Here is a 12,665-nt window from a genome sequence, read left to right on the forward strand (position 1 = left end):
TCAGTCCTGTACCTGGGTCAGGACGATCTTGCCGGTGGTGGACCCGGAGCGGACGGCGGCGACGGCCTGCGCGGCCTCCTGGATCGGAAGCCGGTCGGTGACGTGGACGCTGAGCTCTCCGGAGGCCACGAGCTCCACCGCACGCCTCAGATGGCCTCCGACGAGCGCCGGGTTCGCCTGGGTGTAGGCCCCGAGGTTGAAGCCGATGACCCCGATGCCCCGGAGCCAGAGCGAGGTGGTACTCACCCGCTGGTCCTCATCCTGAGAGGCGTCTCCCAGAGCCAGCAGCCGGCCACCCGTACGCAGAAGCTCAAGGCTGCGCAGCCTGGCCGGACCGGCAACCGGGTCGGCCACGACGTCGAACTGGGCCGGTTCGGCCTCGGCCAGGTCCCCCCTCAACCAGGCCTCGTCATAGCCCAGGTCGAGGATCTGCTGGCGCTTGGCCTCGCTGCGAGTGACGCCGACGACGCGCCCGGCTCCGAGTAACCGGGCGACCTGGCCCATCTGCGAGCCGAGACCACCGGCGGCGGCGTGGACCAGCACGCTCTCACCGCGGCGCAGGTGCGCGATCTCCTCCAGTGCGATGAGCGCCGTCGTCGTGTTGGCCGGAACAGCCGCAGCGAGGACCGGATCGAGTCCGGCGGGCAGAGGCGCCACCAGCTCCGCGGGAGCCACGGCGACCTGCCCGTAGCCGCCACCTCCGGTGATGGTCAGGGCGGCGACGGCCTCACCGACCCGGTAGCCATCCACACCCTCCCCGAGGGCGCGGACTCGGCCGCTCACCTCCAACCCCGGTGTCCAGGGCAGATCGATGGGAACGAGTCCCTCGGCGAAGAGCGCCTCGACGTAGCCGACACCGGCATGGTCCACGTCGACTGCGATCTCTCCCGGCCCGGGCTCAGGAGTAAGGGCTTCCTGGTAGCGCAGCCCGGATGCGGCACCATCGAAGCTGACGATCTGCATGGCCTTCATGTGCAACACCTTCCTGTATCAGTTGTCAACACAGTATCAGATGCCTGATACTCGATATGGGATGGCCCGCTGATCGACAGCCGCCACAGCCAGGTGAGCACCATCAGGAGCCACAACGGGACCAAAAATGTCCAAATCGGTGACAAAGGCCAGGACCGTCGCCGGCGAGACGAAGTGAAACCGCATGATTCCAAGGATCTCGTTCATTCGGTCTGGAGACTTTCATTCCTTTGTCACCAATCTGGACACCAACGAGCCGCTTCCCCCAGGAACCTGGTGCATCCCACCCCGTCCATCGCTCAGACATAGCGACATATCCAAAGGTTGAGAAGATATGACACCCGCTTCGCTCGCATGATCGTCACGGATCCGGGGCCTGGAATCCTCCTACCTGCCGACCGCTACTCGGCGTCGAGGTCGCCTCGCAGGACGGCGGTGAGACGCTCAAGCATCTCGGTCAGCTGCTGACGTTCCTCGGCGGAGAAGGCCTCGGCCATGCGCTGCTCGATGCTCCGCGCGACCTCGTCGGCGCGCAGCACCATCGCCTCTCCGGCTGGTGTCAGGGAGGCGATGAGCACCTTGGCGTGATCGGAGGAGGGGTGGCGGATAACCAGGTTCTTCTGCTCCAGCCTGGAGATGACGGTGGCCATCGTCTGCGTGGTGACGGCGGCGGCCCGGGCCAGCTGGGCCGAGGACTGCTCGGGCACGTAGTACAGGGAGAGCATGGCGGTGTACTGGGCGACCGTGATGCCGAAGCTCCGCAGCGCCTCGGTCTTGGCGGCCATCATGGCCTGCTCGGCGGCCTTGACGTGCAGGCCGAGTCGCACCCTGGTGTCCTCGGCAAGCTCACGGCGGCCCCGCCTCGGGTGCGGGATCGTAACGGAGCGGCTCATGGTGGTCATCTTAGGAGGAGGCCGCTTCGTTGTCGGGGAAGAAGATCTCCTCGATGGTCAGGCCGAAGACGCGCGCGATGGTGAAGGCCAGCGGCAGGGAGGGGTCGTAACGGCCGGCCTCCAGGGCGTTGACCGTCTGACGGGAGACGCCCAGCTCCTCGGCGAGCCGGGCCTGGGTCCAGCTGCGCTGCGCACGCAGCACCTTGAGATCATTCCTCATCGGTACCGCCAGGTGGACCACAGCATCCCGAGGCCGAAGAACAGAGCCCACACGCCGCCGACCCACTCGATGTCGACACGGGGCGCCCCAACCTCCTCCATGAAGCTGTAGGCAATCAAGGTCGTCACCGTTCCGGCGGCGGAGATGACGAGTGCCTCCATCACCTTGCGCGCCTGCATCTCATCCGCCTCGTGGGCCAGTTTCATCATCGCCCACGCGCACACCCCGACCCCGGCCATCGGAAGCAGCGCGACGAGGAAGCGCCACGGACTGTCACCCAGGGATCGGGCCCAGGGCATGCCGAGCAGGACGCCGACGGAGTAGAGAACGGCACCGGCGCCGAAGCGGATGGTGTAGGCGATACCCACCTTGCGTTCGCTGGTCATGACGGCCCTCCGTCGCTGGAGACGATGGGGCGGATCAATCGGCAGGTTCAGTTCGACTCGCCCCGACTACCAACATCAATATAAAGTAACCTTGTCATTCAGTCAAGGTTACTTTCCTTCTCAATCTCGTCCTCCCGCCCTCCGTCTCGTCACCAGGTAGGCAGTTCCGAGCGCACCGCCGGCGACGACGGGAAAGGCCGGCATCACCCATCGATGAGGACGCACCTCAACCCCATGGGCTCGCAGTATCCGCTTGGCGACGATCCAGAAGGGCAGGACGACCGGCAGTGCGGTGGCCACGCCGGGGGTGTAGCGCCGGGCGAGGGCGGCCGTGGCCAGGTGGCTGAAGGCATGCATGCCGTAGCCGTAGAGCGCGGCCTGGTAGAAAGGTGAGCGCCCGCGCGTGCGGTACCCGTCGATCGAGGCAGCCGCCATGAGCACGCCTATGAGGCCGATCGCCAGGGTGACCTGCTCGCGGGAGAGGCCCTCGCACCGGACGTCATTGGGCAGGAGGGGGAGCCTGTCCAGGACCGGGTGGGTCCATCCCGGCATCGTCGCCAGCTCCTCAAGATCATGAGCCAGCCGCGAGAAGAACAGGCCTCCGGTCGCCAGCGAGACGGAATCCATGTCATCACCTCCGATATCGACGATACCCAAAAAATCCCCGAGGTGGACCGTCACCATGGTCCGCCTCGGGGGCAGAGAATATGAAGAAGAAGTAGTGGAGCCAACGGGACTCGAACCCGTAACCCCCTGCTTGCAAAGCAGGTGCGCTACCAATTGCGCCATGGCCCCTGAGGGGAATGGTCGCCTATTCCGCCGGAGGTTAATCGACGGGGTCGGTGACCTCGGCCCATGCGGCGCGCTCCATGCGAGCGGCCTCGAACCTGAGCCATGCGGCATAGCCGGCGGCGGCCAGGAACGAAAAGACCGCGGCTGATACGACTGCCCGGTTCCTCATGAAACCTCCTCATCGTCTCACCGCGGACGGTGGGCCTAGCTGGACTCGAACCAGCGACCTCATCCTTATCAGGGATGCGCTCTAACCAACTGAGCTATAGGCCCTTGCGACCGGAAGAGATTAACCCACCCGGCCACGGGAGACCAAATCCGATCACTCGTCCGCGAGCGTGAGATGGATCCCACCGACCAGGGTGGCGGTGATGTTGTAAAGAAAGGCGCCCAGGGTGGTCAGCGCTGTCACCAGCACCATGTCCACCACGGCGATAATCGTGGAGACCGCCAGGGCTCGCGGCAGCTCCAGGTAGGCCACGATCGCGGAGAAGGTGTTGGAGCGCTCGCCGGCCACCGTCTTGACCAGGTCCTCGATGGTGGAGAAGACGTGCATGGCGTCCAGCATGAACCACACGACCGCCGTGGCGACGATGAGCATGATGCCCCCGGCGAAGCTGAGCAGGAAGCCCGCCTTCATCACCGACCAGGGGTCCACCCGGGTCAGGGCCAGACGCACGCGGCGCGGGCCGGCAATGGTCTTCTTGCTCTTCTTGCTCTTGCCACCCGAGGCATCCGCGCCACCCACAATGGATGCGGCACCTGCGGACTGCCCGCCGTCAGGGGACATGGAAACCGGCTGGCTCATGCTTCAACCTCACTCTCGTTATCTTCCAACGCTACCGTGTCAGCCACTGAGTCCGCAGGAGAGTCGCCAGTCTCACCTTCCGGGGCCGTATCGGTCTGCGCCTGGCCGGTGGAGTCCGCCGAGTCGGCACTCGGGCCGCTATCGGCGGCGTCGACCGCCTCCTCCATGTCCCGCTCGGTGTTGCGAGCCACCGCGATGATGCGGTCTCCGGCGTCGGGCTTGGCGAACGTCACGCCCTGGGTGGTCCGTCCGGTGCGCGAGACCTCGCCGACGGCGGAGCGGACCACCTTGCCCGAGGCCATGATGCACAGGACCTCGTCTCCGGAGTCGGTCACCAGGGCGCCCACGAGGTTGCCCCGCGCCTCAACGAGGTTGGCGACCTTGACGCCCAGGCCCCCGCGGCCCTTGACCGGGTAGTCGACGACATTGGTGCGCTTGGCGTAGCCGCCCTCGGTGACGACGAACAGGTCGGCGTCCTGCCAGGAGGGGTCGACGACGTCCATGGCCAGCAGGTAGTCGCCGGGACGGAACCGCATGCCGGTCACGCCGCTGGTGGCCCGGCCGGTGGGGCGCAGGGTGTCGTCGTCGGCGTGGAAGCGCAGCGACTGGCCGGCGTGGGAGACCAGGAGGAGGTCCTGGCCGGCGCTCAGGAGCCTGGCCGAGACGAGCTCGTCGTAGTTGCCGTCCTCGTCCTGACGCAGGTTGATGGCGATGACGCCGCCGGAGCGGTTGGAGTTGTACTCGCTCAGACGCGTCTTCTTCACCAGTCCGCGACGGGTGGCCAGGACCAGGAAGTCGGCCTGGTCGTAGTCCTGGAGCTCCATGACCTGGGCGATCTCCTCACCGGGCTGGAAGGCCAGGAGGTTGGCCACGTGCTGGCCCTTGGAGTCGCGGCCGCCCTCGGGCAGCTCATAGCCCTTGGCCCGGTAGACGCGGCCGTAGTTGGTGAAGAACAGCAGCCAGCGGTGCGTCGTCGTGACGAAGAAGTGGTCGACGACGTCGTCCTCGCGCAGCGTGGCCCCGCGGATGCCCTTGCCACCGCGGTGCTGGGAGCGGTAGGAGTCGGTGCGGGTGCGCTTGGCGTAGCCGGAGCGGGTGATGGTGACGACCACGTCCTCCTCGGGGATGAGGTCCTCCATGCTCATCTCGCCGTCGAAGGGCACGATCCGGGTGCGGCGCTCGTCGCCGTACTTCTCGACGACCTCGGCGAGCTCGTCGGAGACGATGCCCCGCTGGCGCTCCGGGGAGGCGATGATCTCGCGCAGGTCCTTGACCCGGGCGCGCAGGTCCTCGGACTCCTCCTGGATCTTGAGGCGCTCGAGGGCGGCCAGGCGGCGCAGCTGGAGGGAGAGGATCGCCTCGGCCTGAGCCTCGTCGACATCCAGCAGGCCCATGAGGCCGGTACGGGCCTCCTCGGTGGTGGGCGAGCGCCGGATGAGGGCGATGACGGCGTCGAGGGCGTCGATCGCCTTGAGCAGGCCCTCGAGGATGTGGAGTCGCTCCTCGGCCTTGCGCAGGCGGAAGCGCGAGCGGCGCACGATGACGTCGATCTGGTGGCTCACCCAGTGGCGCACGAACCCGTCCAGGCTCAGCGTGCGCGGCACGCCGTCGACCAGGGCGAGCATGTTGGCCGGGAAGTTGTCCTGGAGCTGGGTGCGCTTGTAGAGGTTGTTGAGGACCACCTTGGCGACGGCGTCGCGCTTGAGGACGATGACGAGCCGTTGGCCAGTGCGTCCGGAGGTCTCGTCACGGATGTCGGCGATGCCGGTGACCTGGCCGTCGCGCACGAGCTGGGCGATCTTGTCGGCCAGGTTGTCGGGGTTGACCTGGTAGGGCAGCTCGGTGACCACGAGGCACTGGCGCCCCTGGATCTCCTCGACGTTGACCACGGCGCGCTGGGTGATGGAGCCGCGGCCGGTGCGGTAGGCGTCCTCGATGCCCCGGCGGCCCAGGATCGTGGCGCCGGTGGGGAAGTCGGGTCCGGGGATCTGCTCGATGAGGGCGTCGAGCAGCTCCTCGCGCGAGGCGTCGGGGTGCTCGAGGTACCACTGGGCGCCGCGGGCGATCTCGCGCAGGTTGTGCGGCGGGATGCGGGTGGCCATGCCGACGGCGATGCCCTCGGAGCCGTTGACCAGGAGGTTGGGGAACCGGGCCGGCAGGATGACCGGCTCCTTGTTGCGCCCGTCGTAGTTGTCCTGGAAGTCGACGCTGTCCTCGTCGATGTCCCGGAGCATCTCCATGGCCAGGGGCGCCATCTTGCACTCGGTGTACCGGGGGGCGGCGGGCCCGAGGTTGCCCGGCGTGCCGAAGTTCCCCTGGCCGGCCACCAGCGGGTAGCGCATCGACCACCACTGGACCAGGCGGGCCAGGGCGTCATAGATGGCGCTGTCACCGTGGGGGTGGTAGGTCCCCATGACGTCGCCGACGATGCGGGAGGACTTGGAGAAGGAGGCGGTGGGGCGGTAGCCGCCGTCGTACATGGCGTACAGGACGCGGCGGTGGACCGGCTTGAGCCCGTCGCGCACGTCGGGCAGGGCCCGGCCCACGATGACGCTCATCGCGTAGTCGAGGTAGGAGCGCTGCATCTCCATCTGGAGGTCGACCGGCTGGATGCGCTCGGGGGTGACGACGTCGGTCAGCCCCTCGTTGCCGATGATCTCTTCAACTTCGTCGCTCACAGGATTCCTTCGTGTTCAGAGGATGTCGCCGGTGCGTCGGCGGTTCACGTGCGGGATCGCTCGATCGCTCAGATGTCCAGGAAGCGGACGTCGGAGGCGTTGCGCTGGATGAAGGAGCGCCGCTGCTCGACGTCGTCGCCCATGAGGATCGCGAAGGTCTCGTCGGCGTCGGCCGCCTCGTCGAGCGTGACCTGCTTGAGGATGCGGGTCGTGGGGTCCATGGTGGTCTCCCACAGCTCGTGGTCGTTCATCTCGCCCAGACCCTTGTAGCGCTGGATCCCGCCGTCCTTGGGCAGGCGGCGGCCCTTGCCCTGGCCGGCGGCCAGCAGCTTGTCGCGCTCGGCGTCGGAGTAGGCGAACTCGTGGTCGGCGTTGGACCACTTGAGCCGGTACAGCGGCGGCATCGCGATATAGGTGTGGCCGTGCTCGATGAGCGGGCGCATGTAGCGGAACAGGAGCGTCAGCAGGAGCGTGGCGATGTGCTGGCCGTCGACGTCGGCGTCGGCCATGATGACGATCTTGCCGTAGCGCAGCTTGGTGATGTCGAAGTCCTCGCCGATGCCGGTGCCGAAGGCGGTGATGAGGCTGCGGATCGTGTCGGAGGACAGGGCCCGATCCAGGCGCGCCTTCTCCACGTTGAGGATCTTGCCGCGGATCGGCATGATCGCCTGGTGCTCGGGGTCGCGGCCGCCGACGGCGGAGCCACCGGCCGAGTCGCCCTCGACGATGAAGATCTCCGACTCCTCGGCGATCTTCGAGGAGCAGTCCCGCAGCTTGCCGGGCATGGAGGCGGACTCCAGGACGCCCTTGCGACGAGTGGCCTCGCGGGCCTTGCGGGCGGCCAGGCGCGCGGCGGCGGCCTGGGAGGCCTTGGTGATGATGGCGCGGGCGTCGGAGGGGTGGGAGTCCAGCCAGTCGCCGAACTGCCCGTAGACCGTCTGCTGGACGAAGGTGCGGGCCTCGGTGTTGCCGAGCTTGGTCTTGGTCTGGCCCTCGAACTGCGGTTCGGAGAGCTTGACCGAGATGACGGCCGTCAGGCCCTCGCGGATGTCGTCACCGGTGAGGTTGTCGTCGCGCTCCTTGAGCAGGCCCTTGTCCCGGGCGTACTTGTTGACCAGTGTGGTCAGCGCCGTGCGGAAGCCCTCCTCGTGGGTGCCGCCCTCGGTGGTGTTGATCGTGTTGGCGTAGGTGTGGACCGACTCGGAGTAGGAGCTGGTCCACTGCATCGCGATCTCAAGGCTGATGGAGTGGGTCTCGCCCAGGGTCTGCTCGGCCTCGAAGTCGATGATCTCGGGGTGGACGAGCTCGGCCTTCTTGGACTTGTTGAGGAAGGCGACGTAGTCGCGCAGACCGTGCTCGTAGCAGTAGGAGTCGGTACGGAAGCCGACCTCAGGGGCGTCGGGGGCGGAGTCGTCACCGGTGATCTCGTCCCCGGCGTCCTGCACGCCGACGCGCTCGTCGGTCAGGGTGATGCGCAGTCCCTTGTTGAGGAAGGCCATCTGCTGGAAGCGACGGCGCAGCGTCTCGTAGTCGAAGTCGACCGTCTCGAAGATGCTCGGGTCCGGGTAGAAGGTCTGGGTGGTGCCGGTGGCCTCGGTGGCCTCGCCCTTGATGAGCTCGGTGATGGGGCGGCCGCCGTCGGCGAAGGACATGCGCCAGACGAATCCCTGCCGGCGGACCTCGGTGTCCACCCGGGTCGACAGGGCGTTGACCACGGAGATGCCCACACCGTGCAGACCGCCGGAGACCGCGTAGCCGCCGCCGCCGAACTTGCCTCCGGCGTGCAGGATCGTCATGACGACCTCGACGGTGGGCCTGTGCTCGGTGGGGTGTTCGTCGACCGGGATGCCGCGGCCGTTGTCGCTGACGCGCACGCCGCCGTCGGCCAGGATGGTGACCTCGATGTGGTCGCAGTAGCCGGCCAGGGCCTCGTCGACGGAGTTGTCGACGACCTCGTAGACGAGGTGGTGCAGGCCGCGCTCACCGGTGGAACCGATGTACATGCCGGGGCGCTTCCGGACCGCTTCGAGCCCTTCGAGGACGGTGATGTCCGAGGCTCCGTAATCATGATTCACAGTGGCGTCCTGGTCAGACACGTGTCAGTTGCTCCTCAATCTGTGCGCATCGGAACCTCAGAGGTCCGATGTCTCCGTCCGGGCCCTTCACGCGACGATCCTGAGGAGGATCATGCGCACACGTAGGTGGGTACATCAGGACGGTCCTGGGCGCACCTTGGGCGGTTTCACCGCATTCTAGCGTAGAAAGGCTCGTGAACCGCTGCGCAGAGGGCAGCTAGGAGCGTGCCCGTGGTCACCTCTGTCGCGCGCAGGTCACCGAGCTGCGGGTCGTCTCAGGTCATTGCGACGACGGCCGGCGCCCGGTGCGCCGAGCACGTGCCGACCATGCTACCCATGCTACCGCTCACCGGATGTCTAGCCGTACGTATCGCGCGGACCGCGGGTGCCGCGCAGGCCGACGCCGCGACGCTTCCAGGAGGGTCCGGCCGGCCCCAGGATCCGCAGCTCGACCCCGTCACCGGTGCTGATGCCCCCGGCCTGACGTCCGCCGGGGCCTGAGCGCAGGGCCTCGACGATCCGGGCCTCGATGGTCGGCTGGAGGAGGCGCAGCTGCTGGGCCCAGCTCGACGACGAGGCCCGCAGGGTGATGCGTCCGGCCTCGAAGGACTCGATGGTGCAGTGCTCGGCGACCTGGTCGCCCACGATGGCCTGCCACCGGGCGACAACGCCGGCCACCGCGAGCTTTCCGGCCCAGCCGTTGTCGGCCACCATGCGGCGCAGCTCCCGCTGTCCGGTGCGGGGGTCGAAGGGGGTGGGGCCGGGACGGTCACGACCGCGTGCCAGCCCAGGGCCCCGGTCGGCCGGGTCGTCCGGGTTCTGTCCCAGCGCCCGGGCCAGCTCGCGGCGCTGGTCCCAGGGCGCAGTCCTCTCCGCGGTCTCCGCCGCGCCGTCCCCGGAGCGGACTCCTCGGACCGGCTCACGCAGTCGGCGGGCCGGTATCCGGCTGTCCCCCTTCTCCCAGGCCTGGGCCCGCTGGCGGGTCAGCGCGCGCTGGGCCAGGACGTCGGGAAGCAGACCGCGGGCACCGGTACCGGCGGGCTCGCCGTCCCCGCCGGTGGACCCGTGGCCGCTGGGCCGGGAGTGCTCAGCCACGGGTGACCTCGCCGTCGGCCACGCGGTACCGGGCGCCGGCCAGCTCGGCGGGGACGTCGTCGTCGACGGCGGCGGTCAGCAGGACCTGCTGGGCCCCGGCCACCATCCCGGCCAGGGCGCGGCGGCGCTGGTCGTCGAGGGAGGCGAAGACGTCGTCGAGGATGAGGACGGGCTCGCCGTCCCCGCCGTAGGCGTCGACGTCGGTGCGCAGCATGTCGTAGGAGGCCAGGCGCAGCGCGAGGGCCAGCGACCACTGCTCGCCGTGGGAGGCGAACCCGCGGGCGGGCAGGCCGGTCAGGAACAGGGAGAGGTCGTCGCGGTGCGCGCCGACGAGGTTCGCGCCGCGGTCGATCTCGCGGGCGTGGAGCTCACCCATGGCGCTCTCCAGGCGGGTGGCGACGGCGGCCTCGTCGAGCAGGGAGTCCTCGCCGGCGAGCCAGGCCGCCTCGTCGTGAGGGTCGGGATCAGGCAGGCCCTCATGGGCCTGCAGGCTCGAGCGGTAGGTGAGCTGGGCGCGTGAGCGCTCCCCGGTGCTGCCGGAGACGGTCTCGTAGGCAGAGGCCACCCAGGGTCGCAGGCGCCGTACGACATCGACCCGGGCGGCAATGAGCCGGGCAGCCGCAGCGGCGAGCTGGGCGTCCCAGACCTCCAGGGTGGAGAGCATGGAGGCGGTTGACGAGCGGGCGGCGCGCGCGGACTTCAGGAGGCTGGCGCGCTGGGCGAGGATCTTGTCGTGCTCGGCGCGCACCCCGGACAGGCCCGGGCGCAGCGTGACCACCAGGTCATCGAGAAACCCTCGACGCATCCCGGGCTCGGCACGCACCAGGGAGAGGTCCTCAGGCGCGAAGACGACCGCTCGCAGTACCCCGAGCAGGTCGCGGGGCCGGCAGCTGCCCCGGTTGAGGCGGGCCCGGTTGGCCTTGCCGGCAATGATCTCGATCTCCAGGACGCTGGGTCGCTCACCGTGGACGGCGCGGGCGCGCACGACGGCGCCGGCCGGCTGACTCTGCCCGGGCACCGCTCGGCGCACCAGGGCGGTGTCGGCCCCGATCCGGTGGGAGGAGAGCGTCGCCAGGTAGACGACGGCCTCGACCAGGTTGGTCTTGCCCTGCCCGTTGGAGCCCACGAAGGCGCTGGGGCCGGGCTCGAGGGACAGGACCAGGTTGCGGTAGGAGCGGAAGTCGTCCAGGGAGAGGTCAGAGACGTACATGCACCGTGAGGTCTCAGGCTCCGAAGCGGATCGGCATGAGCAGGTAGCGGAAGGTGGAGTCCTCGGTGCCGCCGATGGAGTCCATGCCCGTGAGCACCGCCGGCTTCGAGGCGTGGGTGAAGTCGAGACGGACGTAGGGCTGGTTGAGGGCGCCCAGGCCGTCGAGGAGGTAACCGGGGTTGAAGGCGGTGGAGATGTCATCGCCCTCGAGGTGGGCGACGAGCTGCTCGGTGGCCTGGGCGTCGTCGCCCTGCCCGGCGTCGAGCTCCAGGTTGCCCTGGGTGAAGGACATGTGGATGGGGGTGGAGCGGTCGGCGACGAGGCTGACGCGACGCACCGCCGCCATGAGCTCGTCGGTGCCCACCGTGGCGTGGATCGAGGTGGACTCCGGGAAGAGGCGACGCACCGGAGGATAGTCGCCGTCGGTGAGCAGGGAGGTGGTGCGCCGGCCGCCGGCCTCGAAGCCGATGAGGCTGGAGGCGGCCGACTCGCTGCTCAGGGCCACGGTCACGTCGCCCGAGGAGGTCAGGGACTTGGCGACGTCGGACAGGGTGCGGGCCTTGAGCAGCGCCGTGGTGGACAGCTCGGTGTTGGCCGGTGACCAGGTCAGCTCCCGCATGGCCAGGCGGTAGCGGTCGGTGGCCATGAGCACCAGGGAACTGCCCTCGACCTCCATCTGCACGCTGGTGAGCAGGGGCAGGGTGTCATCGCGGGAGGCCGCGATGGAGACCTGGGCGACGGCGCGGGCCAGGTCATGGGCGTCGATCGTTCCGGCGACGGCGGGCATGACCGGCAGCGCCGGGTAGTCGTCGGCCGCCATGGCCGCCAGGGAGAAGCGCGCCGAGCCGCAGGAGACGGCCACCTTGTTGCCCTCGACCTCCAGGTCGACGGGCTTGTTCGGCAGGGCCTTGGCGATGTCGGCTAGAAGCCTTCCTGAGACGAGGACGACGCCGTCCTCCTCGACGTCGGCGGCCACCTCGCAGTGCGCTGAGACCTCGTAGTCGAAGGAGGCCAGGACCAGGCTGGAGCCCTTGGCCTCCAGCCGTACCCCGGCCAGCACCGGTACCGGCGGACGGACGGGCACGGATCGTGCAGTCCAGGTGACGGCTTCGGCGAGGATGTCTCGGTCAACCCTGAGCTTCACGGTAGGTGCCTCCGTCAATCGTGGTAGGTCGGTCAGTGGGCGTCATGGCACCACTGAACCGAATAAGGAACATGCGGAACATGCGTGCCGGCAGGAGGCCGGCAGGTAGTCGTGACAGGAACCGCGCCGCTGGGAGCACAGTCCTGGGTCGAGAGTGTAGACGGTAGACCGTACCAATCGCTTCCGTCACCAGCGATCACCCATCCTCATCCCATGGGCCTCCCTGAATGACAAGTCGCTCGGGGTCCGGGCCGGCCTCGTTGGCCGATCGTGCTTCGCGATTCCTGTCATCTTGGTTTGTAGGTGTAGTAGCACGTGTGGATGCTGGGGATAACAGGTTCTTTCCCTGTTATGGCAACGATCCCGCTGGGGAAGCACACGTGTGTGGTTCT

General features: G+C 68.4%; 13 protein-coding genes and 2 tRNA genes. All 15 read right to left on the minus strand.

The window, feature by feature from the left end; all coding sequences use genetic code 11:
• Positions 1–972 (minus strand): quinone oxidoreductase family protein, encoded by a 972-nt coding sequence (locus EL340_RS11395; RefSeq protein WP_126414652.1) that lies wholly within the window; start codon positions 970–972, stop codon positions 1–3.
• Between the two features lie 36 nt (positions 973–1,008).
• The gene (locus EL340_RS15000) at positions 1,009–1,179 is read right to left on the minus strand and encodes a hypothetical protein (RefSeq protein ID WP_164719389.1); all 171 of its coding nucleotides are present in this window, start codon (positions 1,177–1,179) and stop codon (positions 1,009–1,011) included.
• Positions 1,180–1,373: 194 nt separating this feature from the next.
• The gene (locus tag EL340_RS11400) at positions 1,374–1,874 is read right to left on the minus strand and encodes a MarR family winged helix-turn-helix transcriptional regulator (protein ID WP_126414653.1); all 501 of its coding nucleotides are present in this window, start codon (positions 1,872–1,874) and stop codon (positions 1,374–1,376) included.
• A gap of 1 nt (position 1,875) precedes the next feature.
• Entirely contained in the window at positions 1,876–2,085 is a 210-nt protein-coding gene (locus EL340_RS11405; RefSeq protein ID WP_126414654.1) for a helix-turn-helix transcriptional regulator, read from the minus strand.
• Entirely contained in the window at positions 2,082–2,471 is a 390-nt protein-coding gene (locus tag EL340_RS11410) for a hypothetical protein (RefSeq protein ID WP_126414655.1), read from the minus strand. Before EL340_RS11410 ends, EL340_RS11405 begins: the two co-directional genes overlap by 4 nt.
• A gap of 120 nt (positions 2,472–2,591) precedes the next feature.
• Positions 2,592–3,098, minus strand: coding sequence for an HXXEE domain-containing protein (locus EL340_RS11415; RefSeq protein WP_164719390.1), 507 nt, complete (start codon positions 3,096–3,098; stop codon positions 2,592–2,594).
• 95 nt (positions 3,099–3,193) lie between these two features.
• Positions 3,194–3,266 (minus strand) — tRNA-Ala (locus EL340_RS11420).
• A 31-nt stretch (positions 3,267–3,297) separates the two neighbouring features.
• Positions 3,298–3,432 carry a DLW-39 family protein gene (locus tag EL340_RS15545; protein ID WP_009396342.1) on the minus strand — a complete coding sequence of 45 codons (135 nt, stop codon included), beginning with the start codon at positions 3,430–3,432 and terminating at the stop codon, positions 3,298–3,300.
• A gap of 30 nt (positions 3,433–3,462) precedes the next feature.
• A tRNA-Ile gene (locus EL340_RS11425) sits at positions 3,463–3,536 on the minus strand.
• A gap of 49 nt (positions 3,537–3,585) precedes the next feature.
• Positions 3,586–4,071, minus strand: coding sequence for a DUF3566 domain-containing protein (locus EL340_RS11430; protein ID WP_126414657.1), 486 nt, complete (start codon positions 4,069–4,071; stop codon positions 3,586–3,588).
• Positions 4,068–6,749 (minus strand): DNA gyrase subunit A, encoded by a 2,682-nt coding sequence (gene gyrA / locus EL340_RS11435; protein WP_126414658.1) that lies wholly within the window; start codon positions 6,747–6,749, stop codon positions 4,068–4,070. The genes EL340_RS11430 and gyrA overlap by 4 nt, the downstream gene beginning before the upstream one ends.
• 68 nt (positions 6,750–6,817) lie before the next feature.
• On the minus strand, positions 6,818–8,845 hold the full coding sequence (gene gyrB, locus EL340_RS11440) for a DNA topoisomerase (ATP-hydrolyzing) subunit B (RefSeq protein WP_126414659.1): 2,028 nt from the start codon (positions 8,843–8,845) through the stop codon (positions 6,818–6,820).
• Positions 8,846–9,181: 336 nt separating this feature from the next.
• Positions 9,182–9,919, minus strand: a complete 738-nt coding sequence (locus EL340_RS15150; RefSeq protein ID WP_197722305.1) for a DciA family protein — start codon at positions 9,917–9,919, stop codon at positions 9,182–9,184.
• Positions 9,912–11,129 (minus strand): DNA replication/repair protein RecF, encoded by a 1,218-nt coding sequence (gene recF / locus EL340_RS11450; protein WP_126414660.1) that lies wholly within the window; start codon positions 11,127–11,129, stop codon positions 9,912–9,914. Before recF ends, EL340_RS15150 begins: the two co-directional genes overlap by 8 nt.
• Before the next feature lie 13 nt (positions 11,130–11,142).
• Entirely contained in the window at positions 11,143–12,273 is a 1,131-nt protein-coding gene (dnaN, locus tag EL340_RS11455; protein ID WP_126414661.1) for a DNA polymerase III subunit beta, read from the minus strand.
• Between the last annotated feature and the right edge of the window lie 392 nt (positions 12,274–12,665).

Origin of the sequence: Actinomyces viscosus, from assembly GCF_900637975.1 — a bacterium.
Lineage (GTDB): Bacteria > Actinomycetota > Actinomycetes > Actinomycetales > Actinomycetaceae > Actinomyces > Actinomyces viscosus.